23 protein-coding genes and 1 pseudogene are annotated in these 24,871 nt (G+C 73.8%); 10 read left to right on the top strand and 14 right to left on the bottom strand.

Annotated features, from left to right (window positions below; genetic code table 11):
• Positions 1 to 203 precede the first annotated feature (203 nt).
• From ACFV18_RS13130 to ACFV18_RS13140, 3 genes are read right to left on the bottom strand one after another with little or no spacing between them, the layout of a single operon-like run.
• Positions 204 to 1,367, bottom strand: coding sequence for an AAA family ATPase (locus tag ACFV18_RS13130; protein ID WP_380482430.1), 1,164 nt, complete (start codon positions 1,365 to 1,367; stop codon positions 204 to 206).
• Between the two features lie 26 nt (positions 1,368 to 1,393).
• Positions 1,394 to 6,412 carry a hypothetical protein gene (locus ACFV18_RS13135; protein ID WP_380482432.1) on the bottom strand — a complete coding sequence of 1,673 codons (5,019 nt, stop codon included), beginning with the start codon at positions 6,410 to 6,412 and terminating at the stop codon, positions 1,394 to 1,396.
• Complete coding sequence (locus ACFV18_RS13140) at positions 6,409 to 7,263, bottom strand: DUF4132 domain-containing protein (protein WP_380482435.1); 855 nt, start codon at positions 7,261 to 7,263, stop codon at positions 6,409 to 6,411. Before ACFV18_RS13140 ends, ACFV18_RS13135 begins: the two co-directional genes overlap by 4 nt.
• Positions 7,264 to 7,443: 180 nt before the next feature.
• Between ACFV18_RS13140 and ACFV18_RS13145 the strand changes: the two genes are divergently transcribed.
• Complete coding sequence (locus tag ACFV18_RS13145; protein ID WP_380482438.1) at positions 7,444 to 7,818, top strand: nuclear transport factor 2 family protein; 375 nt, start codon at positions 7,444 to 7,446, stop codon at positions 7,816 to 7,818.
• 56 nt (positions 7,819 to 7,874) lie between these two features.
• Here the strand turns inward: ACFV18_RS13145 and ACFV18_RS13150 are convergent, their stop codons facing one another.
• The gene (locus tag ACFV18_RS13150) at positions 7,875 to 8,537 is read right to left on the bottom strand and encodes a response regulator (protein WP_380482440.1); all 663 of its coding nucleotides are present in this window, start codon (positions 8,535 to 8,537) and stop codon (positions 7,875 to 7,877) included.
• A complete protein-coding gene (locus ACFV18_RS13155) occupies positions 8,534 to 9,742 on the bottom strand; it encodes a sensor histidine kinase (protein WP_380482442.1) in 1,209 nt (402 codons plus the stop codon). The genes ACFV18_RS13150 and ACFV18_RS13155 overlap by 4 nt, the downstream gene beginning before the upstream one ends.
• Before the next feature lie 134 nt (positions 9,743 to 9,876).
• Here ACFV18_RS13155 and ACFV18_RS13160 point away from each other — a divergent pair, with 134 nt between their 5' ends.
• The 6 genes from ACFV18_RS13160 (at position 9,877) to ACFV18_RS13185 (ending at position 17,353) form a co-directional block, all read left to right on the top strand.
• Positions 9,877 to 10,788, top strand: a complete 912-nt coding sequence (locus ACFV18_RS13160; protein WP_380482445.1) for an ABC transporter ATP-binding protein — start codon at positions 9,877 to 9,879, stop codon at positions 10,786 to 10,788.
• Positions 10,785 to 11,621 carry an ABC transporter permease subunit gene (locus tag ACFV18_RS13165; protein WP_380482448.1) on the top strand — a complete coding sequence of 279 codons (837 nt, stop codon included), beginning with the start codon at positions 10,785 to 10,787 and terminating at the stop codon, positions 11,619 to 11,621. The genes ACFV18_RS13160 and ACFV18_RS13165 overlap by 4 nt, the downstream gene beginning before the upstream one ends.
• A 32-nt stretch (positions 11,622 to 11,653) precedes the next feature.
• Positions 11,654 to 12,883, top strand: coding sequence for an alpha/beta hydrolase family protein (locus tag ACFV18_RS13170; RefSeq protein ID WP_380482451.1), 1,230 nt, complete (start codon positions 11,654 to 11,656; stop codon positions 12,881 to 12,883).
• Between the two features lie 203 nt (positions 12,884 to 13,086).
• On the top strand, positions 13,087 to 15,288 hold the full coding sequence (locus ACFV18_RS13175; RefSeq protein ID WP_380482453.1) for an MMPL family transporter: 2,202 nt from the start codon (positions 13,087 to 13,089) through the stop codon (positions 15,286 to 15,288).
• Between the two features lie 152 nt (positions 15,289 to 15,440).
• Positions 15,441 to 16,682, top strand: coding sequence for a sensor histidine kinase (locus tag ACFV18_RS13180; protein WP_380482456.1), 1,242 nt, complete (start codon positions 15,441 to 15,443; stop codon positions 16,680 to 16,682).
• Positions 16,679 to 17,353 carry a response regulator gene (locus ACFV18_RS13185; protein WP_380482459.1) on the top strand — a complete coding sequence of 225 codons (675 nt, stop codon included), beginning with the start codon at positions 16,679 to 16,681 and terminating at the stop codon, positions 17,351 to 17,353. Before ACFV18_RS13180 ends, ACFV18_RS13185 begins: the two co-directional genes overlap by 4 nt.
• A gap of 13 nt (positions 17,354 to 17,366) precedes the next feature.
• On the opposite strand, the gene ACFV18_RS13190 is transcribed toward ACFV18_RS13185, so the two are convergent.
• From ACFV18_RS13190 to ACFV18_RS13230, 9 genes and pseudogenes are all read right to left on the bottom strand, one after another.
• Complete coding sequence (locus tag ACFV18_RS13190; RefSeq protein WP_380482462.1) at positions 17,367 to 17,855, bottom strand: DUF2231 domain-containing protein; 489 nt, start codon at positions 17,853 to 17,855, stop codon at positions 17,367 to 17,369.
• A 107-nt stretch (positions 17,856 to 17,962) separates the two neighbouring features.
• Positions 17,963 to 18,103 (bottom strand): annotated as a pseudogene (locus ACFV18_RS13195) (ABC transporter ATP-binding protein); the annotation flags it as partial.
• 29 nt (positions 18,104 to 18,132) lie between these two features.
• Positions 18,133 to 18,381: a hypothetical protein gene (locus ACFV18_RS13200; RefSeq protein WP_380482465.1), complete on the bottom strand. Its 249-nt coding sequence runs from the start codon at positions 18,379 to 18,381 to the stop codon at positions 18,133 to 18,135.
• 73 nt (positions 18,382 to 18,454) lie between these two features.
• A complete protein-coding gene (locus tag ACFV18_RS13205; RefSeq protein ID WP_380482467.1) occupies positions 18,455 to 18,664 on the bottom strand; it encodes a heavy-metal-associated domain-containing protein in 210 nt (69 codons plus the stop codon).
• A gap of 114 nt (positions 18,665 to 18,778) precedes the next feature.
• Positions 18,779 to 19,465, bottom strand: coding sequence for a sigma-70 family RNA polymerase sigma factor (locus ACFV18_RS13210; RefSeq protein ID WP_380482470.1), 687 nt, complete (start codon positions 19,463 to 19,465; stop codon positions 18,779 to 18,781).
• A gap of 138 nt (positions 19,466 to 19,603) precedes the next feature.
• Positions 19,604 to 20,353: a PE-PGRS family protein gene (locus ACFV18_RS13215; RefSeq protein ID WP_380482473.1), complete on the bottom strand. Its 750-nt coding sequence runs from the start codon at positions 20,351 to 20,353 to the stop codon at positions 19,604 to 19,606.
• Positions 20,354 to 20,894: 541 nt separating this feature from the next.
• Entirely contained in the window at positions 20,895 to 21,428 is a 534-nt protein-coding gene (locus ACFV18_RS13220) for a cysteine/serine endopeptidase inhibitor (RefSeq protein WP_380482475.1), read from the bottom strand.
• A gap of 263 nt (positions 21,429 to 21,691) precedes the next feature.
• Positions 21,692 to 22,171, bottom strand: a complete 480-nt coding sequence (locus tag ACFV18_RS13225) for a hypothetical protein (protein ID WP_380482478.1) — start codon at positions 22,169 to 22,171, stop codon at positions 21,692 to 21,694.
• A gap of 125 nt (positions 22,172 to 22,296) precedes the next feature.
• The gene (locus tag ACFV18_RS13230; RefSeq protein ID WP_380482481.1) at positions 22,297 to 22,806 is read right to left on the bottom strand and encodes a DUF4188 domain-containing protein; all 510 of its coding nucleotides are present in this window, start codon (positions 22,804 to 22,806) and stop codon (positions 22,297 to 22,299) included.
• A gap of 92 nt (positions 22,807 to 22,898) precedes the next feature.
• Between ACFV18_RS13230 and ACFV18_RS13235 the strand changes: the two genes are divergently transcribed.
• The 3 genes from ACFV18_RS13235 (at position 22,899) to ACFV18_RS13245 (ending at position 24,730) form a co-directional block, all read left to right on the top strand.
• Positions 22,899 to 23,549: a MerR family transcriptional regulator gene (locus ACFV18_RS13235; RefSeq protein ID WP_380482483.1), complete on the top strand. Its 651-nt coding sequence runs from the start codon at positions 22,899 to 22,901 to the stop codon at positions 23,547 to 23,549.
• 292 nt (positions 23,550 to 23,841) lie between these two features.
• Positions 23,842 to 24,036 carry a hypothetical protein gene (locus tag ACFV18_RS13240; protein ID WP_380482486.1) on the top strand — a complete coding sequence of 65 codons (195 nt, stop codon included), beginning with the start codon at positions 23,842 to 23,844 and terminating at the stop codon, positions 24,034 to 24,036.
• Between the two features lie 46 nt (positions 24,037 to 24,082).
• Complete coding sequence (locus tag ACFV18_RS13245; RefSeq protein WP_380482488.1) at positions 24,083 to 24,730, top strand: restriction endonuclease; 648 nt, start codon at positions 24,083 to 24,085, stop codon at positions 24,728 to 24,730.
• The last annotated feature ends 141 nt before the right edge of the window (positions 24,731 to 24,871 follow it).

Here is a 24,871-nt window from a genome sequence, read left to right on the forward strand (position 1 = left end):
CGCAGGCCCCTCGAACGCAACGTCAGCAACCGCAACAGCGGCCCACGGCCCAGACCGGGCAAGCCCGGACGGCGAGGCACTCTCGGCCGACAAGGCGCCGTTGCGAACCTCCATCAAGTCCGGCCCGCCGCCGCCCGTCCCCGCGCGGGTAAGCCCGGGCGGCGAGGCGCTCGTCGGTGGGTGGGCGAAGGGGGTCATCGCCGTCAGCCCCCCAGGGTGGGGCGCAGGTCCCACAGGGTGCGCCAGGTTGTGGAGCCCTGTTCGGCGCGGCGGCGGACTGCGCCGTCCCAGTAGCCGAGCAGGCGGGCCGTGTCGGCGGGGTCGTCCTTGCGGACGACGCCGACGAGTTGGCCGGGGAGGCGGGTGAGGGTGTCGCCGCCGTCGAGGTAGGCGGCGGTGACGCCGAGCGCGGTGGCGACGGAGACGGCTTCGGCGGTGCTCATGACGGTGGAGGGGCGTTCGACGTCCCAGCCTTCGACGGAGCGGCCGGTGCGCAGGTCGCGGAAGGCGGTGACCAGGGCTTCCAGGACGGCGTCGTCGACCGCGTACGGCGCGCCGGCCCGGGCGACGGCGGCGGTGGACTGGCGCCGGACCAGATCGATCTCGGCGTCGAGGTCGCCGATCGGGCCGACGGTCTCGAAGTTGAAGCGCCGCTTGAGGGCGGCGGACATCTCGGAGACGCCCTTGTCGCGCAGGTTGGCGGTGGCGATCAGGGTGAATCCGGGGGCGGCGTGCAGTTGGGCGTCGGCGCTGCCGGCGAGTTCGGGGACGGCGATCCGGCGTTCGGAGAGCAGGGAGACCAGGGCGTCCTGGACTTCGGGCAGGCAGCGGGTGACTTCTTCGACGCGGGCGACGGCGCCGGTGGTCATCGCGGTGAGGACGGGCGAGGGCACCAGGGCTTCGCGGCTGGGGCCCTTGGCGAGCAGCAGGGCGTAGTTCCAGCCGTACTTGAGCTGGTCCTCGGTGGTGCCGGCGGTGCCCTGGACGGTGAGTGCGCTGGTGCCGCAGACGGCGGCGGCGAGCAGTTCGGAGAGCATCGACTTGGCGGTGCCGGGTTCGCCGACCAGCAGCAGGCCGCGTTCGCCGGCCAGCGTGACCACGCAGCGTTCGACCAAGGCGCGGTCGCCGACGAACTTCGGTTCGACGGTCGTGCTGCGGCGGCCGTGCTTGAGCTTTTCGCCACCGCTGCCGAGCACGAAGGTGACCACGGCGCGCGGGGTGAGCCGCCAGCCGGGCGGGCGGGGGCCGGTGTCGTACGCGGCGAGGAAGGAGAGTTCGGCGGCGTACTTGTCCTCGGGCAGGACGAGCTGCCGCTCGGGTGCGGAAGCGGTGCTCGTGGCGTGATCCTCGGTGCTCGCGGTGCTCATGGCGTGATCCTCGGTGCTCGGGGTGCTCATCGGCGGCCTCGCCGGCGGGTGTTGGTGGTGAGCTGTTCGTAGCCGGGCCGGTCGCCGTCGGTGATCCGCTGCCAGGCGCGGGCGAACAGGTCGGGTGCCGGGTGGTGCGGCAGGATCGCCAGGTCGGACGGGATGGCGTACAGGCCGGCCTTCCAGACTTCCACGGGCAGGCCGGGCGACTTGCCTTCCTGCCAGCCTCCGGGCAGGAACAGGCTGCGCCCGGCCCGGGACCGCTTCGCCTCCAGCACCAGGTCGGTGGCGGCGAGTTCGGCCCGGGCCCGCTTGAGCCGGGCGGGCTTCCAGCCGGTCCAGCGGGCGGTGTTGCGGTCGGTCGGGTCGGGGAGGGCGAGCAGTTGCAGGTAGAGGGCGGCGGCGTCCTCGCCGAGCCCGAGCTTCGCGGCCACCTCGGCGACCAGCGCGGGGGCGCTGCGCTGCGGGTCCTGCGGCAGGCCGGCCGGTTCGTCAGCTGCGGAGCCGTGGGCGGTCAGCCGGGCCAGGTCGTCGCCGAGCAGCGCCCGCAGGGCGGCCAGCCCGTCCTGGTGGCGCTGGGTGCCGAGCAGGTCGGCGAGCAGGCCGAGCAGCGGGTCGTCCGGGCCGGTGAGCGCGGCCGGCCGCAGGTGTGCGGTTTCGCCGTAGTGGCTGGGGGCCAGCACGATGGCCTCGCCGCAGGCCACCGGTTCCTCGCCGGCCTGGCCGTTCTGCTCCGGCAGGCCGAAGTGGCCGCGCAGCACGGCCGGGAGCGTCTTGTCGCGGACGGTGGAGTACCGGCCGAGGTCGAGCAGCAGGCCCGGGTCGGCGAGGCGGGCGCGGATCGCGGCCAGCGACCGGGGCAGTGCCGGGCGCAGGTCGGAGCCGTACGGCAGGCGGTGGGCCAGCCAGCGGAGTGCGTCGACCGCCCTGGCGAGGGTCCAGGCGTCGGGGAGCGCGTCGGGGTCGTCGGGGAGCAGCTCGACGCCGTGCTCGGTCGGGCGGACGCGCTGGGTGGTGGTGCGGGCGAGCCAAGCGGTGGTCTCCGGGTTGAGGACCTGTTCGATCGCGGAGATGGTCGTCCCGTTGACGGTGGTCTGGTCCTCCTCGGGGAGGGTCCGCAGGCGTCCGCGGCGCTCGATCCAGCGGGCCGCGGCGGCATCCGTCGCCAGGCCGTCGGACCAGAGCTGCGCGGGGTCGGCGGGGAGCAGGGCGGCCATGAGGGCGTCCAGGTCGGTGCGGCCGACGGCGCGCAGCCACTCCGCGGCGACGTTGGCCTGGGTGGCCTTCAGCTCGTACTGGGCGAGCTGTTCGGCCGTGGGGAAGTCGCTCCACCGGGAGTACAGCCCGTCGGGCATGGCGAGCAGCAGGGTGGCGCGGGCCCGGCCGATGCCGGTGGCGGCGTCGAACTCCTCGGCCTGCGCGGGCTGCCGGGCGATCGGGCCGTGCTGGGCGAGCTGTGCGGTGAAGCGGGCGATCCAGTCGGCCGTCAGGTCGTCGCGCACCCGCCGTTCCCCGGTGATGGTGAAGTCGGCGACGGGCCCGAACTCCCCGGACGGGTCGTGCTCGATCGCGTCCCAGTGCAGGAGCTCCCCGTAGTGGCTGCGGCATTCCAGCACGACCACGGTGCGCTCGCCCTGGCGCAGCACCTGGCCCTCCCGGGCCGGGCGGGTCCCGGACCCAGGGTTCGCGCTGTCGTTCTTCTCGCTGAGTGTCACCTGACGGAGGGTCGGCCCGCCGTCGGCGAGCGGGCCGCGGGTCAGCTCGGTCAGCAGCAGGGTCAGCGCGGACCGGGCGGGCTGCTCGGTGGCGGGGACGGCGGCGGCCAGGGCGAGTGGGGCGGTGCGGCCGAGCAGGTCGGCCCAGCCGTGGTAGCTGCCCCGCAGGGAGAGGCGGTGCGGGTCGGCCGTCCAGCGGGCGGGCCGCTCCTGCGGCGGCGCGGCCAGCAGGTCGGTGACGGTGCGCAGGTTGGCGAGCACGTGCCACTGCTCCGGCTCGCGCCGCCAGCGCTGCCCGAAGCCGTCCGCGGAGCCGAGGACTCCCTGGAGTGTCTCGTGCAGCGTCCCGTCGTCGCCGTGTTCCGGCTGGTACGCGGCGGGGGCGGCCGGGGTTTCGGTCTCGGGCTGCGGCAGCGGTGCGAACCGGGCGGCGCGGGTCGCGGTGTCGGTGGCGATCCGGGCGAGGCCGGCGACGCCGGCGATCAGCAGCGGGTCGGTGAGGCCCGGCAGCGTCTCCGCGACGGCCGCGACCGGGACGGTCTGGCCGGCCAGGGCGCCCGCGACCTGTCGGACGGTGCCCTGGATCAGCACCAGTTCGGGGCGGCGCGGCGGTTCGGCGTCCTCGGCGTCCACCGGCCAGGCGGCGTCGAGGAGTTCGGCGGCCTGGCGGTCGGTGACGGTGCGCAGCAGCTGCGAGCCGGCCTCGTCGCGGGGGCGCAGCGCGTGCCAGTGGTCGAGCGGCGGTACCAGGGCCGTTCCGGCGGCGTGCAGCTGGCCGGGGTGGGCGGTGGTGACCTCGGCGAGCTGGTCGGCGGTGCGGCCGGTGCCGTCGAGGGGTGCGAGCACGATGCTGCGGTCGGCGGCGGCGACCAGGGCGAGGGCGGCGCCGCCGGGCAGGCCGAGGCGGCCGACCGGCCAGTGGGCGGACGCCGGCACGGTGACCCGATGGCCGTCGGTGCCGGTGAAGGTGGCCCGGTCGGGGCCGGTGCGCAGCCAGCCGCCGAGCAGGGTGCCGTCGGTGCCGAGCGGGCTGCGTTCCAGGCCGGGCTGGAGCGGCAGCAGCCGGGACTGCAACGGCCGGAGGGTGCCGGTCGGGTCGCCGTCGGTGCTGAACAGTGGCGGTGCGGACGCCCGGCCGTGGCTGCCCGTCAGGGGGTCGTACTCGACCAGGGCGCCGCGGCGGTACGTCCAGTGGCCGACGCCGTCGCTCAGCACGGGGCGTTCGGCGGGCAGCGCGGTGTCGCCGGCGTGCAGGACCCGGCCGCCGGTGGCGCGGCCGCCGCCGGGCAGCGGCAGCGAGGTCCGGCTCATGTGGTGGGGGCCGTAGTAGCCGACGTCCACCGGTTCGCCGGTCGGGGTGAACACCTGGTCGGGCCGGCCGGACCAGTACGCGCGCACCTCGCCGTCCTCCCGCCAGGCGACCAGCAGTTCGCCGTCCACGTAGCGCAGGCGGGGGCTGTGCCAGCGGGGCAGGTCGGCGGGGCAGCGCAGGTCGTGTTCCAGCAGGATGCCGTCCGGGCCGACCACGACGGCCCTGTTGCGGCGGGCCAGGATCAGGGCCGGCCAGGCGTCCTCGATCTGCAGGTCGCTGCGGTCGGTCCGGCCGGGGACGCGGCCGGTCTCCTCGTCCTCGAAGAGGCGGCGCAGTCCCTCCTCCAGGGCGGGCCAGCCGAGTTCGTCGAGGATGCCGGCCCGCAGGGTGTGTCCGAGCAGGGCGGCGACGTCGAGTCCGGCGATCCGGGCGGCGGCGGCCGGGTTGGCCTCGATGAGGGCGGGGCGGACGGGGCCGAGTGCGGCCAGCAGGCTCAGGGCGCCGGCCAGGCCGGTCGCGGACCGCAGTTCGGCGGCCCGCTCGTCGGCCCATTCGACGAACAGGGCGCGCAGCACCGGGTACTGGATGCCGACCGGGCCGAGCCTGCTGCCGCCGTGCTTCTGCCAGACGGCCGGGACGGCGTTCTTCAGCGCGGCGCGGAAGCGCGGGTCGGCGGCGACGGCCGCCAGGTCGCGGCGGCCGGCGTCGCCGTCCTCCAGCCAGGGGCCGAGGTCGATCGACGGGGTGTCCGTCGGGTCGGCGACCGGGACCTGTGCGGCGAGCAGCAGGTCGAGGACGTTGAGCGCCGTCGGGTGCGCGGGCGGGAGTTCCACCGGGACGGCCTCGGTGCGCAGCCGTTCGGCCATCCGGGCGGCGAGTTCGACGGTGGCCCCGCAGGCGGGGCGGGAGCGCCAGCCCCGGTCGAGGTGGGCGGTCCAGCGCTGGAGCCAGCGGGCGGCGGGCTCCGCGCCGGTGGCCTTCGGGTCGGTCAGGAGCTGTTCGGCGCCGGACTCCTGGAGCAGCGTCAGCCAGTCGGCGTCGGTGGCGGCGTCGTCCTTGGAGCCGCTCGGGGTCGGCAGGATCTCCAGCAGCCGGGCCCGGACCGCCTCGTCCCGGCGGGCCAGGTCGGTCAGCGCGCCGCGCCAGGACGTCCACACCGCGGCGGGGGCCCGGCCGACCGCGGGCGAGGACAGCAGTTCGCCGAGCAGCAGCTGTTCCTGTTCCCGCTGGTCGAGCCCGGCGGCCCGGATCAGTTGCCGGGCGTCCTCGGCGATGCCCGCGTACGGGGCCATGCCTGCCGCGGAGCGTTCCGCGCAGAGCTGGCGGAAGCGCTGCCAGGCGGTCGGCGCGTCGAGTCGCCCGGCGAGGTCCTTCACGTACTGGCGCAGCGCCTTGACGGTCAGTGCGCCGCCGAGCGCGAACTCCAGGAAGACGGCGCGCAGCCGTTCCTCGTCGATGGCCAGGCTGTGGGTGCGCTCGGCTTCGCGGGCCTTGCCGAAGTACGTCGCGGCGTAGTTCTGGTTGCCCTGTTCGAGGAAGATCCGGCCGACCTGTTCGCAGTAGGTGGGCAGGAAGTGCGGGACGGCGCGGCCGAGGCGGACGGCCAGTTCGTCGAAGCCGTCCTTGGCGTTGCCGGGCTTGGACTTGATCTGGCGGGCGAGGCGTTCCATCTCCTTGACCACGGCCAGCGCGTGGTGCCCGTTGGCCGGGTCGTGGACCAGTGCCCAGGCGGGGAAGCCGAGTGCCTCCTGCCGGACCTGGCCGACCTCGGCCGGTTCGCCGTCGGGTATCAGGCCCAGGAACTCCACGGCGAGGTCCTCGGCCGGGCCGAGGGCGCCGGGCACCAGGCGGACGACGGTGCGGCCGTCCAGCCCGGGGTGCCGGTAGCTGCGGGCGGTGAGCGTGTCGACGGTGCTGTCGGGGCCGTCGGCGGTGGCGGTCCGGCCGGGCGTCAGGACGGCGCCGGCGTCGAGCAGGTCTTCCCGGTACTGCGCGTCGGTGCGGGTGCTGTCCGTCATGCCGACTCCTCCCCTTCGATGGTGCGGCCGGCGTACAGCGCGGCGGCCATCCGCGCGCCTTCGGACCAGGCCACCGGCCCGACTTCGGTGAGCGGCACCGGCCGCCCGTCGGCGCCGACCCAGCTGAGCGGGCCGGTCTCGCACTCGTCGTACTCGTAGTAGTCGCCGACCCACATCCGGGCCTCCAGCGTGCGGCCGCCCTCGACCAGCGGCACGATCGCGTACCCGCCGCGGATGCGGTGGCCGAGCCGGGTGCAGCGGCCGACCAGTTCGCGCAGCTCCTTGTAGCGGCCACCGGCCCAGGTGTCGATCCGGGTGGCGGCCGGATCGAGGTCGGCGGGCCGCTGCCAGACCTCGCGGTGCAGCTGCTGGAGCTGCTGGGCGACGTCCAGCTCGACGGCGAACTCCCGCAGCTCGTCGAGGTCTTCCAGCAGGACGGGATGCGGGATCCGGATCTCGGCGTCGGTCAGGCGGACGGTGTCGCCGTCCAGATCGACCACGCCGATGCCGCGTGCCGGGTCGGCGTCGCGCAGGAAGCCGGCCACCGAGCCGTCGGCGTCCGTCACCACCAGGTCGCGCAGCACCGACCGCCAGGCCTCGTCGGCCCACACCGCGCCGAGCACGGCGGCGGGGACGGGAAGCGAGCGAACCATCCACCGCTCGACGGTGGCCAGGCACTGCCGCTCGTGCCCGCCGAGCCACTCCGCGAGGCGGCGCAGCTGCACGACGGCCGGGTCGTCCTTGAGCTTCGCCGGCACCGTCTTCAACCGGCGGCCCGCCGCGTTCCGGCACGCGACCTTTCCGTCCGCCTCCAGGGTGACCTGATAGTCACCCGCTGTCAGCCATGCCACGTCAGAGCCCTCCCGGCCGCCGTTCCTGAGCTGGGAAGAAACCTAACCGCCCACACCGACACATGATCGTCGTGGGTGGTGCCGTCTTCCCGGCGGCGGGCCGCCGAGGTACCGTCACGAGACGCGAAACTCCCCTGCCACAAGGGCAGTTGCAACACCAACGACACCAGGAGGGCGTTCATGCCTCGTACCGACATCCGTGCCGCCCTCAACGACCTCGTCTTCTCCCCGGACCTCGACCTGAACGAGGCCGCCGAGCGTCACATCACCCCCGACTACGTCCAGCGCACCGACGGCAACACCCTGGACCGCCACGCCTTTCTCGCCCACATCGCCCACCTCCGCGCATCCGTGGCCTCCGGCGTGATCGAGGTGCACCAGGAACTCTTCGACGGCGACCACTACGCCGACCGCCACACCGCCACCATCTCCCTGAAGGACGGCTCCACCCTCCTCATGGAAATCCACCTCTTCGGCGAGTTCGCCCCGGACGGCCGCTTCCGCCGCGTCCACGAAACCACCCGCGTCCTCGAAGGCCCCGTCAACGCCCCCTGACCGGGCCCGGCCCCTCGCAACTCCCGCACCACAACCTTCAGCCGAAGCGCAGCGCTTCAGCCCCGACCCACCAGCCCCCACTCGTAAGCCGTGATCACCAGCTGAACCCGGTCCCTCGCGTCGAGCTTGGTGAGCAGCCGGGAGATGTACGTCTTCGCAGTCGCGGCCGTGAGGTGCAGCTCGGCGGCGATCTCCGCGTTGGAGCGGCCGAGGCCGACCAGCGTGAGGATCTCGCGTTCGCGGCCGGTGAGCGCGTCGAGCGTCGCGGTCGCGGCGGTCGCAGACGAGGTCGCCGGTTGCCGGGCGAAGTGGGCGATCAGGCGGCGGGTGACGGTCGGGGCGATCAGCGCGTTGCCCGCGGCCACCACCCGGATCGCGGCCAGGATCTCGTCCAATTCCATGTCCTTGACCAGGAATCCGGACGCGCCGGCCTGCAGCGCGCCGTAGACGTGCTCGTCCTGGTCGAAGGTGGTGAGCACGAGGACCTGCGGGGCGTCCGTGCCGCCGCCGGTGATGATCCGGGTGGCTTCGATGCCGTCCATGCCGGGCATCCGGATGTCCATCACCACGATGTCGGGCCGCAGTTCGGCGGCCAGCCGCACCGCGTCGGCGCCGTTGCCCGCCTCGCCGACGACGGTGAGGTCGGGGGCGTCGGTGATGATCATGTCGAGGGAGGCGCGGACCAGCGGCTGGTCGTCGACGAGCAGGACGCGGATCATCGGGCGGGCTCCAGGGGGACGAGGGGGTCGGTGCTTGCGGGGACGGGCAGCCGGGCGGCCACCCGGAAGCCGCCGTCCGGTTGCGGCCCGGCGGTGAACTCGCCGTGCAGCAGGGCGGTCCGCTCCCGCATGCCGACCAGACCGTACCCGCTGCCGTCCGAATGCCGGGGCCCGGGCCCGGAGTTGACCACACTGAGGGCCAGCTCGGCCGGATGGAACTCGATGAACACCTGGCAGGTGCGCGCCTTGGCGTGCCGCACCACGTTGGTCACCGCCTCCTGCACGATCCGGTAGGCGGACAGTTCGATCTCGGGCGGCAGCGGACGGCGCGGGCCGGACCAGTGCAGGTCCACCCGGACGCCGGCCGCGGTGGTGGTCGCGGCCAGCCGCGCCAGGTCGTCCAGCCCCGGTGCGGGCGCGGACTGTTCGGCGGCGTCCTCGGGTTCCGCGTCGCGCAGCGCGCCGAGCAGGCGGCGCAGCCCGGCCAGTGTTTCGCGTCCGGCGGTCTCCACCTCGCCGAGGGCGGCGCGGGCGCGTTCGGGCTGGGTGTCGAAGACCCGGCGGGCGGCGCCGGCCTGCATCGCCACGATGCCGATGTTGTGCGCCACCATGTCGTGCAGCTCGCGGGCGATGCGCAGCCGTTCGGAGGTGATGGCCTGTTCGGTGGCCTGTGTGCGCAGCGCCTCGGTGTGGGTGTGGCTCTGGTGGACGGCGTGTCCGATCAGCCAGGCGATCGCGGTGGCGAGTGCGCCGGTGAGCGTGGTGCTGCCGTGGTCGTCCATGTGGAACAGCACGCGCAGGCCGGAGTAGCCGAGCAGGGTGCCGAGCGCGAGCGCACCGGCGATGACCGAGGTGCGGGTGGGCTGGGTGGCCGCGAGGTAGCAGATCGCCACGTCCACGACGAGGTACTGGAGCAGCGGGATGTCGGCGACGGCCATCGCCATCACCGACGCGACGGTGCCGAACAGCAGCAGGCAGAGCGCGGTCAGCGGGCGGCGCCGGCGGCGGCCCGCGGCGAGCACGGCCAGCACGGCGATCACTTCGTTGAGTTGGTTGCCGGTGCTCAGGGTGAGGACGGAGATGCCGTCCCGCATGTGCATCTGCTCGAAGACGGTGTACGCGGTGACGGCGAACCAGAGCAGCACCATCCAGGTCCCGGGTGCCACGCGGGAGAGGACCTTCGACGGCACCCGGGTGAGATTCATGCCCCGAGCGTAGCGATCATCATTCAAGCGCCGCAGTCCTCCGTGGATGACATCCCGGAGTTGATCGTCCGTCGATCCGACTGTCCACCGTCGCCGAATGTGCCCGGGTGCCGCTGCCCGGCACCGTTGTCCCCGTGATCGAAGTAACCCGTCTCACCAAGCGCTACGGCCGCATCACCGCCGTCAACGACCTGTCCTTCACGGTCCGTTCGGGCCATGTCACCGGCTTTCTCGGCCCGAACGGTGCGGGCAAGAGCACCACCTTGCGGATGATCCTCGGGCTGCACGCCCCGACCTCCGGTTCGGCGACCGTGGCCGGCCGCGACTGCCGCACCCTGCGGCGGGCGCTGCGGCAGGTGGGGGCGCTGCTCGACGCCGGGGATGTGCACGGCGGCCGGACGGCCCGCGACCAGTTGCGTTTCCTCGCCCGCAGCAATGCGATCCCGGCGGGCCGGGTGGACGAGGTGCTGGGCGAGGTGGGTCTTTCGGCGGCTGCGGACCGGCGGATCGGCGGTTTCTCGCTGGGCATGCGGCAGCGGCTGGGCATCGCCGGTGCGCTGCTGGGCGACCCGCCGGTGCTGATCTTCGACGAGCCGCTGAACGGGCTGGACCCGGAGGGGGTGCTGTTCGTCCGCAACCTGTTCCGGCGGCTGGCCGCCGAGGGCCGCACGGTGTTCGTCAGCAGCCACTTGATGACGGAGATGGAGCACACCGCGGACCGTCTGATCGTGGTCGGGCGCGGCGAGTTGCTCGCGGACGAGACGGTGGCGGACTTCGCGGCCCGCGGCGCGCAGAGGACCGTCCAGGTCCGTACGACCGACCCGGCGGCGCTGGTGACGGCGCTGACCGCCGGCGGTGCGCAGGTGACGCAGGCACCGGACGGCCTGCTGACGGTGACCGGCCCGGACGCGACCTCGATCGCCCGGACCGCCCTCGACCACCGCCTGCTGATCCACGAACTGGTGCCCCGCACAGGCTCGTTGGAGCAGGCCTTCATGGAACTGACCGGCAGCAGCGTCGAGTACGCGGCAGGAGAACGAGCATGAGCACCCTTCACCCGACCATCGACCGGGTCGATCCGCCCGCCAGGTTCACCGACCTGCTGGCCGCCGAGTGGATCAAGCTGCGCTCGCTGCGGTCGATCCCCTGGTTCCTGCTGGTCGCCGCGCTGACCATCATCGGCATGAACGCCAACGGCGCCCGCGTCTCCCGCGCCGAGTTCGACTCCTGGACGGCCCAGGCGCAGGCGTACTACGCGCAGTTCGGCGCGCTGCACGACGCGTTCACCCGGCCGTGCGCCTCGCTGGTGCTGCTGATGATGGGTGCGCTGGGCGCGATCGCGATCCTCAGCGAGCAGACCACCGGCCTGCTGCGCACCACCTTCGCCGCCGTCCCGGCCCGCACGGAGCTGATGGCCGCAAAGCTGGTGGTGGTCGCCGCGACGGCCACCGGGTTCGGTCTGCTGGTGGCGTCCGTCTCGTTCTGGCTGGACGAGGCGATTCTGGCCGGCAGGTACGGCGGCGTGTCGATCGGCGATCCGGGCGCGCTGCGGCTGCTGCTCGCCTCCGTGCTGCTGGCGCCGGTGGGCGCGCTGGTCGGTCTGGCGCTCGGCGCGGTGATCCGGCACAGCGTCACGGCGATGGTCGCGCTGTTCGCGCTGCTGTTCATGGTCCCGATGTTCGTCCGCGACAACACCCACTTCGGCGCGGTCGTCGCGCACGCGCAGCCGTTCAACGCCTGGGACCGGCTGGGGCTGGTCGGGGAGCTCACCGGCGTCCCCTACCCGTCCTCGATCGGCGGGGCGTGGACGGTCTACCCGGTGTGGGCGGCTCTCGCGGTGCTGCTCGCGCTGTTCACCGTGCCCCGGCGCGACCAGTGATCCTCCCTGTCCACTCCACCTCTGGAGTCGAAATGTCCCTCCCTCGCCCCGAGTTGACCCGCCGCCGGCTGCTGGGCACCGCCCTGGCCCTCGGCGCGGTCGCACCGTTCGCCGCCGCACCGCTCGCCGCCGCGCGGCCCGCCCGGGCGGAGGGCACCACACCGTCGCGGCTCACCCTGCCCGCCCCCACCGGCCCGTTCCCGGTGGGCACGGCGCCGCTGCACCTGGTCGACACCTCCCGGCCGAACCCGCTGTCCGGCCCCGGCATGAGCCCGTACCGCGAGCTGATGGCGAGCGTCTGGTACCCGGCGTCCCCGGCCCGGGCGGGCGAGGGCCTGCCGCTCGCCCCGTGGCTGCCCGACGGCGCCATGCGGGCGTTCCTGGCGGCCGTCGGCTTCCCGCTCGACCCGGCGCTCGTCCCGCTCACCGCCGGCCGGCTCGGCGCTCCCGTGCACCGCACCGGCCACCGCCTGCCCGTCGTGGTGTACTCGCACGGCTCGGGCAGCCACCGCGCCGACCACACCGTGATGGTGCAGGAGCTCGCCAGCCACGGCTACGTGGTGGTGACGGTGGACCATCTCGGCAACTGCTTCAGCGAACTGCCGGACGGCCGGGTGCTCACCCCGGCGGACCTGCACGGCACGATGTACGCCCTGGACTACTCCGTTGACCTGCGCTTCGTCCTGGACTGCGTCGAGCAGCTGGCCGCCGGACACAACCCGGACGCCGGGGGCCGCCCGCTGCCGGACGGGCTGGGCGCGGCCGTGGACGCCTCGCGGATCGGCATGTTCGGCTGGTCGAAGGGCGGCACGGCCACCGCTTGCACCATGCTGGCCGACCGCCGGGTGCTGGCGGGTCTGGCGCTGGACGGCCCGATGCAGCCCGGCTTCGGCCACCCCAGCATCACCGCCGACCTGGACCGGCCGTTCCTGCTGATGACCGCCGACTTCGCGCGCGCCACGGACCCGTACGTCGCCGAGTTCTGGTCCCACCTGCGCGGCTGGCGCCTGGAAGTCCGGGCGGCGGGCGCCGTGCACCCCTCGTACGGCGACAACGTCACGCTGATCCCGCAGGCGGGCCGCCTGCTCGGCCTGGCCGAGGAGCAGATCCAGCGCATGGTCGGCACCATCGACCCGGCCCGCGCACTGCTGATCCAGCAGGCCTACCCACTCGCCTTCTTCGACCTCCACCTGCGCCACCGCGCCGCCCCGCTGCTCGACGGCCCCTCGCCCCGCTTCCCCGAGGTGGCGTACCTGCCCTGACCTCCAGGCCCGGAGGATGAGCGGACCTGCCCGCAACTACTGCGGACGCAGTACACAACTGTCTGCACAGCGACGACGACGCAGGTGGGGGCGGTGACGAAGGATGAATCATGCTGCGGGCGGACCGCGCCGGAATCCGGTGCCGGTGCCGCCCTCGGCGTGTTCCGCGACCGTGCACCGAATCCGAAGGAGGCCGCTCCCCCGTGGCCACGTTCCTGTACCGCCTGGGCCGATGGGCCTTCGACCGGCGCAAGCTGGTGACCCTGCTCTGGGTCGCCGTGCTGGCCGTCGGCGGAGTGCTCGCGGCCAAGGCGCCCGCCGCGCCCGCCGACGCCTTCGCGATACCCGGCACGGAGGCGCAGAAGGCCTTCGACCTGATGAACCAGCGCTTCCCCGGCGGCCACGCGGACGGCGCCCAGGCCCGGATCGTGTTCGTCGCCCCGGACGGTCAGAAGATCACCGCGGAGGCGAACCAGCAGGCCGTTCAGAAGACCGTCGGCGAGCTGGCGCACGCCCCCGAGGTCACCGGCGCGGTCGACCCGTTCCAGGCGCACACCGTCTCCCAGAACGGCACCACCGCGTACGCCACCGTCACCTACTCGGCCAAGGCCGGCGAGCTGTCCAAGGAGGCCACCGCCGCCCTGGAGCAGGCCGCGCAGCACGGCCGGGACGCCGGGCTGAAGGTCGAGATGGGCGGCACCGCGCTGGCCGGTCACGGCGAGGCGGGCGGCAGCAGCGAGGCGATCGGCATGGCGCTGTCCGCCGTCGTCCTGGTGATCACCTTCGGTTCGCTGGTCGCGGCGGGGCTGCCGCTGCTGACGGCCGTGGTCGGCGTCGGCCTCGGCATGACGCTGATCACCGCGCTGGGCAGCACCCTGGGCCTGTCCGCCACCACCGGCACGCTGGCGATGATGCTGGGCCTGGCGGTCGGCATCGACTACGCGCTGTTCATCATCTCGCGCTACCGCGCGGAGCTCGCCGAGGGCCGCGCCCCGCGCGAGGCGGCCGGGCGGGCCGTCGGCACGGCGGGTTCGGCCGTGGTGTTCGCCGGTCTGACCGTGGTGATCGCGCTGGCCGGCCTGTCCGTGGTCGGTATCCCGATCCTGTCCAAGATGGGCCTGGCCGCCGCCGGAACGGTCGTCATCGCCGTGCTGGTGGCGCTGACCCTGGTGCCCGCGCTGCTCGGCTTCATCGGCCGCAAGGTGCTGCCCCGCAAGGAGCGCAAGGCCGCCGCGGACAGCACCCGCCCGGCGAGCGGTGACAACGGCGGCGCCCGCTGGGCCCGGTTCGTGCTGCGCCGTCCGCTGCTGGTGCTGATCGGCGGCGTGATCGGCCTCGGCGTGATCGCCGCCCCGGCGCTGGACCTGCGCCTGGGCCTGCCCGGCGACGAGGCGAAGCCGACCTCGACCACCGAGCGCCGCGCCTACGACCTGCTGTCGGACGGCTTCGGCCCTGGCTTCAACGGCCCGCTGACCGTCGTGGTGGACGCCAAGGGCTCGCCCGACCCGAAGGCCGCCGCCGAGCAGGTCTCCAAGACCGTCTCCGGCCTGCCCGGCGTGGTCGCGGTCACCCCGCCGATCTTCAACCCGGCCGGTGACACCGCCCTGGTCAACGCGATCCCGGCGACCGGCCCGGCCGAGGCGAAGACCAAGGACCTGGTGCAGGCGATCCGCGACGACGCGGCCGCCCAGAAGTCCGCCACCGGCGCGACCGTGCTGGTCACCGGTACCACGGCGATGAACATCGACGTGTCGCAGAAGCTCTCCGACGCGCTGGTGCCGTACCTCGCGCTGGTGGTCGGCCTCGCGATCGTCCTGCTGCTGCTGGTGTTCCGCTCGGTGCTGGTGCCGGTGAAGGCCGCGGTCGGCTTCCTGTTCTCGGTGGCCGCCGCGCTGGGCGCCGTCGTCGCGGTCTTCCAGTGGGGCTGGCTGGCCGACCTGATCGGCGTCGAGCAGACCGGTCCGGTGATGAGCATGATGCCGATCTTCATGGTCGGCGTGGTGTTCGGCCTGGCCATGGACTACGAGGTGTTCCTGGTCACCCGGATCCGCGAGGACTTCGTGCACGGCGAGAGCGCCTCGGAGGCGATCGTCACCGGGTTCCGGCACAACGCCCGGGTGGTCACCGCCGCCGCCCTGATCATGATCTCGGTGTTCGCCGGCTTCATCGGCATGAGCGAACCGATGATCAAGATGATGGGCCTGGGCCTCGCCACGGCCGTCGCGCTCGACGCCTTCGTGGTCCGGATGGCACTGGTCCCGGCCGTGCTCGCGCTGCTCGGCCGCCGCGCCTGGTGGCTGCCGAAGAGCCTCGACCGGATCCTCCCGGACGTCGATGTCGAGGGCGCCAAGTTGCAGTCCGCGGCCGACGAGTCCGTCGAGGACCGCAAGTCCGTCACCGTCTGACCGGCACCGGAGCGCTCCGGGCCCGGGAATCGTTCGAGCCCGGAGCGTTACCGTTGCAGGGCGGGGCCGTCCTCTCCGGAGCAGGCCCCGCCGCCGCGCGCCGACCCGGCGCATCCCCCCGTCGAACCCCAGCGCCCGGCCCGGAGAGCACCGTGACGACCACCGACCTGTGGCAGCGCCTGCGCCGCGACCACCCCCGGCTGCTGGACGTCGCGGGCGGCGTCGCGCTGGTCCTCGTCGTCACCCAGGGCGTCAGCGCGGACCAGCACAACGGCCGCTTCGTCCTGCCCGACCTGGCCTCCGTACTGCTCGCCGCGGCCTCCACCGCCGCCGTCTTCCTGCACCGCCGCCACCCCCGGGCGGTGGTCCCCGCCACCTTGGCCTGCACCATGGCGCTGGGCGTGATCAACACCCGGCTCACCGTCGCGCTGGCCGCGCCGCTGCTGGTGGCGCTGTACCTGGTGGCCGTCCGCACCGACCGCTCCACCGCGCTGCGCGCCTCGGTCGCCAGCGCGGTGCTGCTCGCCGGAACGGCGCTGGCCTTCGGCCCCGGCGGTCCGATCGGCGAACGGCTGGGCGTGCTGGCCTGGGCGCTGCTGCCCGGCGCCCTCGGCGACTCGGTCCGCAACCGCCGCGCGCACCTCGCCGCGATCGAGCGGCGCGCCGAACGCGCCGAACGCACCCGCGAGGAGGAGGCCCGCCGCCGGGTCGCCGACGAGCGCATCCGGATCGCCCGCGACCTGCACGACGTGGTCGCCCACCACATCGCCCTCGCCAACGCCCAGGCCGGCATCGCCGTCCACCTGATGGACCGGCACCCCGACCGGGCCCGCGAGGTGCTCAGCCACCTCACCGACGCCACCGGCTCGGCCCTCCAGGAGCTGCGCGCCACCGTCGGCCTGCTGCGCCGGGCCGAGGAGCCCGCCCCGCTGGAACCCACGCCCGGCCTCGACCGGCTGCCGGACCTGATCAACGCCTTCGAACAGGCCGGGCTGCCGGTGCGGCTCACCGTCACCGGCGAGCAGCGCCCGCTCTCCCCCGGCGTCGACCTGACGGCCTTCCGAATCGTCCAGGAGTCGCTGACCAACGTCGCCAAGCACGCCCACGGCGCCGACGCCGAGGTCACCCTCAGCTACAGCGGCAGCCGGCTCGCGCTGTCCGTCGCCAACGGCCTGGCCACCGGACGGCCGGTCCCGGCCTCGCTCCAGCAGGACGGCCCGGGCGGCTTCGGCCTGATCGGCATGCGCGAGCGGGCCGTCGCGGTGGGCGGCCGGCTCAGCGCGGACCGCCGCGCGGACGGCGGCTTCCAGGTCACCGCCGACCTGCCGCTGCGCACCGGCAGCCGCGACACCCCCGCCTTCACCGACCAGGAAGAAAAGGACTCCCCCCGATGACCATCCGTGTCCTGCTCGCCGACGACCAGGCCCTGCTGCGCGGCGCCTTCCGGATGCTGATCGACGCCGAGGACGACATGGAGGTGGTCGCCGAGGCCTCCAACGGCCGCGAGGCGGTCGAGCTCACCCGCTCCACCCGGCCCGACCTGGTCCTGATGGACATCCGGATGCCCGGCGGCGACGGCCTCGCCGCGACCACCGCGATCTGCGGCGACGAGGAGCTGTCCGGCACCCGGGTGCTCATCCTGACCACCTTCGAGATCGACGAGTACATCGCCCAGGCCCTGCGCGCGGGCGCCGACGGCTTCCTCGGCAAGGGCGCGGCGCCCGCCGAACTCCTCGGCGCGATCCGCACCGTGGCGGCCGGCGACGCCCTGCTCTCGCCCGCCGCCGCCCGCGCGATGATCGACCGCTTCCGCGCCCAGCCGGGCCCGGCCGCCGAGCCGGCGGCCGACCGGCTGGCCGTGCTCACCGCCCGCGAGCGCGAGGTGATGGCGCTGGCCGCGACCGGCCTGAGCAACGAGGAGATCGCCGAGCGGATCTTCGTCAGCCCGTTCACCGTCCGCACCCACGTCCACCGGGCGATGTCCAAGCTGGACGCCCGCGACCGCGCCCAGCTCGTCGCGCTCGCCTACCAGTGCGGCCTGGTCCCGCCGGGCCGCCCGTCCTGAGGCCTTCGGCGGCTCAGTGGCCGTCGCCGCCCTCGGTGCTGCTGGAGGTGAGGGCGTCCTGCCAGGCGGCCTTCGCGCCGGAGTCGCCGATCCGGTAGACGTCCACGACCGCGCCGACGGCCACCACGGCGCACAGCACGGTGGCGCCGATCCGCATCGCGGTGGAGATCCGCCGGGTGCTGGCGTCGCGGGTGAACCACCAGACGGCCACGGCCAGCAGGAACAGCCCGCCCACCCACGGCAGCAGGCCGTCCCCGAGCTCGGCGTGCTTGCGCACCAGGTCGTTGCGCTCGACGTTGTGCTCCAGCCACTCGCCCGCCTCGGTGGTCAGCGGAACGCACGCCATCGTGACGAAGGCCAGCACCGGCAGCAGCAGGCCGGCCCGGCGGGCAACGGCCGGGCTGAGCGCGCACACGATCAGCGCGAGCGCGGTCAGCGGGACGAAAACCACCACGATGTGGACCAGAAGTATGTGCGTGGGCAGACCGTTGAGCGTGCTCACCGAGAAACTCCTTCCGACCGGCGGGCCCGGCAGCCACCCGGGGGCGGTGGCCGCCGGGCCCGCACCATGGTGGCAGCCCAACTTCTCAGTTCCCCATGAACGGGCACTCAGGCCGCGGGCGCCCGGTGGTCGAAGGCGATCAGCGGGTCGCCGGTGAGCGGATGCGCGGTGACGGCGGCCCGGACGCCGAACACCTCGGCGAGCAGCTCCGCCGTGAGCACCTCGCGCGGCGGCCCGGAGGCCACCAGGGCGGTGACCTGGCTCTGTGCGGTGGCGCTCACCGCCCGCGCCCGTGGCTCTGCGCGGTGGCGTTGGTGGCGTCGGTGGCGTCGGTGGCGTCAGTGGCGTCAGTGGTTTCGATGGCGTCGGTGTGGTCGGTGGCGTCGGTGGCCGGGCGCAGGCCGGGACCGATCGGGCCGAAGGCGTGGCCGAGGGCCCAGGAACCGGCGGGAACCGCGGCAAGCAGCAGCAGCGTGAAGCCCACCGGAATCAGCAACGGCCCGGGGGCCGGTCGGGTTGCGTTCACACCTCAGCAGTCGCGTCGGTCCGCAGCCGGATTCCCGCCGTTTCCAGGCCCACCCGACCGGCCCGGCGGGCGGTCAGATCCGCCCGGTGACGGTGAAACCGGCCCGATCGACGGCCGCCCGGACCTCCTCCTCGTCCACGCCCCCGGTGACGGTGACCCGCCCGGCCTTGGCGTCGGCGCTGACGTCGGTGACCCCGGGCAGGGCGGACAGCCCGGCGCTGACGGCCCGCTCGCAGTGGCCGCAGCTCATTCCCTCGACGGCGAAAACGGTGGTGCTGGACATACCTGCTCCCATGGTTGCGATCAACGATGTGCGGCTCCACGACAGCGCACCGGGAGCGCCGAGGGCACCGGGACACGCGGCCCGGTGCCCCCTTCGGATGGAGCCGGGAACCGTTCAGGCCGCGCAGCCGACGGCGACCTGATCGGCGGGCCCGGCGTCGGCGGGCCCGGCGTCGGCGTGTTCGGCGTCGGCGAGCTTGCGGATCAGCACGCCGCGGGCCCGGTTGACCCGGGAGCGGACGGTGCCGATCGGGCAGCCCGTCAATGCGGCGACCTCCTCGTAGGGCAGGCCGAGCAGCGCGGTCAGCACGAAGGCGTCCCGGCGTTCGGCGGGCAGCGCTTCGAGCAGTTCGCCGAGCGCGATGCCCTCGTCGAAGCCCGGCAGGTGGTGGGGCTGGACCTGCTCGGCGGCGCTCTGCCAGTCGTCGGTGTCGAGCAGCCGGGGCCTGCGGGCGGCGAACCGGAACCGGTCGACCACGGTGCGCCGGGCGATGGACAGCAGCCAGGTGCGGGCCGAGGAGCGTCCCTCGAAGCGGGGCAGGCTGCGCAGCGCGCGCAGGTAGGTGTCCTGGGTGAGGTCGTCGGCGGCCTGGGGTTCGCCGCTGAGGTGGGTGACGAACCGCCGGACGTCGGGCCGGGTGGCGCGGACGAAGCGTTCGACCGCGGCCGGGTCGCCGCTGCGGGCGGCCAGCGCCCAGGCGGTCACGGTCTGGTCGTCGGCGCGCGTCCGTGCAGTGGGGGTGTGGTCGTCGGCGCGTGTCCGCCCGGTGACGGAACGTGGCGCGGGAAGAGCGGAAATCATCTCCGGGTGTCCTTGCTCGGGAGACGGAAGCGGCCGGATCGGGCCGCGAGGCCGGCCCGGGGCGCGCGCCGACGGCACCGCCGCCCGAGCAGGGCGTGCGGTGGTGGGGCGGAGCGGCTCCGGGATGTGACGAGGCCGTCAGCGGACGGCGGCCACCACCGGCGGTCCCCGCGTGGCAAGGGAGTGGACGAGCAGCCGCGACCGCGGCCGGCGCGCCGAGGTCCGGGGCCGGCGCGAGCGCAACGGCACCCAGGCGGGCCGAACCGCGCCGAGCAGCAGCAGGACGGGCGCGAACAGGCGGGCGGCGACGGTCCGGGCCAACGTGTGCACGGCACGCTCGCCGGCCGCCAGCCACAGGCCGAGCAGCAGCGCGGCCAACAGGTGCGCGGCGAGCATGCCGCCGCCCCCGTGCTGCCCGGTCATCGCCATGGCGTGGTGCTCCATCCCCGGCATGCCGGGCATGGCGGACATCCCGGACGGATCGACGAGCGACGCCACCGTCCCCGGGTCGAGACCGGCGGCCTCGACCAGCCGGGCGGCCTGTTCGTCGGTCAACGGCCCGGCATTGCACAGCAGCAGGTGCGCCCACCGGGCGGCAAGCCCGTCCGACGCGGGAGCCGCGGCGGGCACCGCCGCAGCCTGGCCGAACGAGAACACCGTGTGCAGGGCGGCCTGAACGCCGACCGTCAGCGCCGTCACCACCAGCGGCCCGCGCTCCCGGCGAGCCGTCAACCAGCCCACCCCGGCAACCCCACCGAGCGCGGCCGCCAGCACCGGAGCCGCCACCGGCCGCCCGGACATCAGCACGTGCGCGACGGCAGCAAGCAGCACACACCCGGCCGCGAACACCGCAGCCCGGCCTGCCCGTACCACTCGCCCTGCCTCCATGACGGGCTCATCATCACACCCTTCACACCCACCGAACCCCGCCCTCCCCCACCTTTCCCCCACCCGCACGACTATGACGACCGTCACACCAACTCCCCGGGAACCAGGCCGCCTTCCCCACCGACCACTAATGTGCGGCGCCGCCGCGCCCCCGAACGGACGCGAAACCCGGCACCCTCCAGGCGGAAACCCGAAGAGATCTTCAGTCCCCCAGCTCGACCCGACCCCGCTGCCGCCAGGCCCGACCGCGCCACCACTGCGGGCACCACGACAATGCCCCGGACCGGACCAGCCGGGCGGACAGCGCTCCGCTTCACCCGCCCGCTCGGCACCTGTTTCGCCGACCGGGCCGCCCTCGGCCGGGAGCGCGGCAGCCTCGACTTCGCCACCGGCCCGGCAAGTCCGGTGGTCGCCGTGGTGATCGTTGTGGCGGTCCTCGCTCTGGCGGCCGGCGACCGCAGGTGCCACCGACGGGCCGTCGCACCACCCCGGCCGGTGCCCGCCGTTCTGTCACGGAGCGGCGGGCACCACATGGGCCGGTCTAGAAGCCGGTGAGCGGAGCGTCCTGCGGAGCGGACTGCGAGGCACCCTGCCCGCCGCCGGAACCGGTGATCGGGGCGCTGAGCGCGACGGTCTGCCCGGTGAGGGTGGTCTGCACGAACTGCCAGGTGATGCCGTTGATGACGCCCTGGGAGAGCGGGGCGAACTGGGCGAAGGCCGGCTTGCTGAGGTCGAGGTGGGTGGAGGCGCAGGACGGGCACTTGTCCTTGACCGGCAGGGTGAGTGTCTTGCCCTGGTACGTCACCTTGACCGAAATGCCCTTGCAGAGCGGGTCGTTGTTCGGGTTCGCGGTGGTCCACCAGCTGGCGGGGACGGCAACCAGCAGCTGGGTACTGGCGTTGATCTGGGTGCCGCAGGCACCGTAGCCGGTGTCGGTGAAGTAGGTGGCCATGCCGGTCATCGGCTTGTTGATCGGTATCGCGGCACCGGCGGGGCCGGCACCCAGCGCGAGCAGGGCGGCTGTGGCGAGCGGGACGCCCGCCAGCAGCCTCAGGTTCCTACGGGTGGCACGCATGCTTTCCTCCGCATCGCAGCACTCGACGTGGCAGTAGCAACTCGCCGCCCCCGGATGGGAGTTCGGCGATCGCACTGTCACCGGAAGGCACCGAACCTACGGAAGCAACCCTTCGTGGTCCACACCTTTGACATATTGTCATGGCCACAACTCGGTAAACTTTGCCACCCTCCCCCGCGACGACCCCACGAACGACTTCGCAAACGGCCCCGCGAACGCCCCCCACGAACGCCCCCGTGAACGCCCTCACGACTGAAATGCCGTCAGGACCCGACCACGTCCAAGTGGTAGGTGGTGTCCACCTCGAAGTCCCCGGACGCCCCCTTGATCGACAGGACGTACTGGCCGGGCGTCAGCGGTTCGACCGAGCTCCACAGGCCCCACGCGACTCGCGGGAGCACGCCCGCCATGAACCGCCCGGAGGCGAACTCCTGCATCGGCAACGGGCTTCCGTTCAGTTCGGCCTCGGCCCGGGACACCTCCATCGTCCACGGGCGCGAGGAGAAGCCCAGCGCCGGACGGACGTTGTTCAGCACGGGGAAGAACAGCGGCTTGCCGGCCGGTATTTGGCACCGTCGGACCACCCGGCCGCCGTACGTCCCGGCCAGGAACCAGACGTCCGACGGCTGCTGCCAGCCGGCGAACTCGCCGGTCTCGTCCGCGACCGGCGAGCTCTCCTCCGGCGCCGACAGCGCCCACTTCCACCAGCGGGCCGCCAGCTTCCCACCCTGGCCCGGATCCATCGGCCCGACACTGCTTCCCTGCAACACACCCTCGCTCGGTTCAGCCCTCGACGGCGCCCACGCCGGACGCCGTTCCGACCGGACTCTATCCGCCGCGCTGCGCTGACTCCCGGTCAACCCCCATGTCAGGAGGGCTCCGCCGGACCCTTCGCACCGTGTGCGAGCCGCTGGCGGGCGGTGGCGCCGCGGCGCTCGATCGGAAGGGTTCCGGTGGCGGCGGCGAGGCCGTACGGGGGCATGTCGCCGTAGATCGCCTCGTAGGAGCCGGGCGGGACGATGTACGTCTCGTGCCAGATCCCCACGTGCTGACGGGACTTGCGCTCGAAGCGGTTGATCATCGCCCAGGCCTTGCGGTGCAACTGCTGGGGCGCGGCGGCGTACGTGAGCAGTTTCTCCTCGGACTCCCAGTACTGGACCACGTAGTAGGTGCGCGGCGAGCCGGAGAGCAGGTGGTAGCCGAGCAGTCCGCTCTGCGGGTCGCGGGAGAGTTCGCGCAGCATCCGCGGCATCGCGATGAACACGGGCAGCCAGTGGTGCGGCGCCCAGAAGTGGTTGATCCGCATGCCGATCAGGAAGAGAACGACCTTCCCTTCGGCGGCGGCGGTGGTTCGGCCGGGTATCGGCTTGGCGAACATGACGCCCCCTCTCGTCGGACCGTCCATGATTGGATAGCCCCACTCATCAATTGCCTTGGATAGTGACACTCGCCGACGGAGGGCACAAGGGGATGCGTCTGGCAGATCTCAGCGAAATCAGCGGCGTCTCCCTCGCCACGATCAAGTACTACCTGCGCGAGGGCTTGCTCCCGCCCGGCCGCCTGGTCAACGCCACCCAGGCCGAGTACGACGAGTCGCACCTGCGGCGGCTGCGGCTGGTGCGGGCGATGATCCAGGTCGGCCGGATCCCGGTGGCCACCGTCCGGGAGGTGCTCTCGCACATCGACGACGACTCCCTCGGCCTCACCCTCCGCCTCGGCGCGGCGCTGTGGGCGCTGCCCCACCCCACCGAGCCGGCCCTCGGACCGGCGGACGATCCGTCAACCACCGACGCCCGCAAGCTCGTTGACGACCTGCTTGCCCGCCTGGGCTGGGCCCACGTTCGCGAGGTCGGCGAACTCTCCCCCGCCCACCGCGCCCTGATCGCCGCCCTCGCCACCCTCGGCCGGCTCGGCTACCCGCTCGACGCGGACGACCTGCTCCCGTACGCCCGCACCATGGCACAGGCCGCCGCCTACGACCTCGACCGCATGGAGGCACTGCCCACCCCCCAGGAACAGGCCGAGTACGCGGTCGCCGCCGCCGTCCTGTTCGAACCCGTCCTGCTCAACCTCCGCCGCCTCGCCCAGTCCGAGGAGTCCGGCCGCCGCTACGGGGTGTAGGCGGATTTCGCCAATCTGCGGGCGGTGCTCCGGCGTTCGCCCCGCGCAGGCCGTCCTCCCGGCTCGCCCCCGGTGGCCGCGCCCCACGTGGTGCACCGCACCCCCGAACCCCACCGGCCGCCCCCGAGGTGGGAGCCAGGACGCGCCGCGGCGTACGCCCCCGGCGCACGTGTCCTGTTCACGGCCATCGAGCCCTTCGAGTGCGGACAATCGCCCACCGGCCGTCCCCCGCCGCTGGTACACCAATCGGTCAGGCGCAGCGGGCGCCGGACCGACGAGTGGAAGGAACACCGTGGCGAGCAGCGGCGACCGGATCTGGGTACGCGGGCACTTCCGACGCAGGGCCGGTTCCGGCGGCTCCGCGAAGTGGGGGCTGGGGACGGTCCTCGCGATCGCGGCGGCCCTGCTCTTCCTGAACAGCACCGTCCACGACTCCACCCCCGCGCAGCCCGCACCGTCCGCGTCCGCCACGCCGAGCGGCCACTGATGGGACAGCCCAACATCCCTTCTACCAGCCCGACTTGGTGGCTGCGATGAGCGAGGACGCGGTCAAGGTCGTGCTGTGGATCCTCGCCCTGGGCGCCGCCGTGGTGGTGCTGAAGGCGGCCTGGGGGTGGGCCGCCGCACACCTGCTGTACCTGGGCGTCGGCCTCGGCGGGCTCGCCCTGCTGCTCGCCGTCACCGTCACGGCCACCCTGGTCGGCCGGGCGGGCGCGCCCGGCGGGTTGTACGCCGACCCGCGCCACGAGGCCGTGACCGCGCAGTGGTCGGCCGACTACACCCTCGACGACTTCGCGAACTCCTCGCCGCGCGGCTTCGAGGAGATGTGCCGAACGCTGCTCGACCGGGACGGCTTCTCCGGCGCGCTGCGGGTCGGCGGCGCGGGCGACTTCGGGGCCGACGTGATCGCGCACGACGAGGACGGCCGGAAGGTGGTCGTCCAGTGCAAGCGCTACCACCGCCCCGTCGGCAGCCGCGAACTCCAAACCTTCAACGGCACCGCCCGGCCCGTCCACAAGGCGCGGATCGCCATCGTGGTCGGCCTGTCCGGATTCACCGCCCCGGCCCGCACGTTCGCCCACCAGCAGCGCATCCACCTGGTCGACCGGGCCGCGCTGGAGCGCTGGGGCGCCGGCGAGCACCTCTACGACATCCTCGGCATCGCGGCCGCCGCCGCGTAACCGTCAAACGAGCCCGAGACCGTCCAGCACGGTGCGCGCCCCGACGGTGAACGCGGGGCCCGCAGGGGTGGCGTCGCGGGTGGTGAGAGCGGCGGCGAGCAGGGGGAAGGCGTCGGGGGTGGGGCCGGGGTCCGCGCCCTG

The sequence above is a fragment of the Kitasatospora sp. NPDC059673 genome (assembly GCF_042734215.1).
Classification (GTDB): Bacteria; Actinomycetota; Actinomycetes; order Streptomycetales; family Streptomycetaceae; genus Kitasatospora.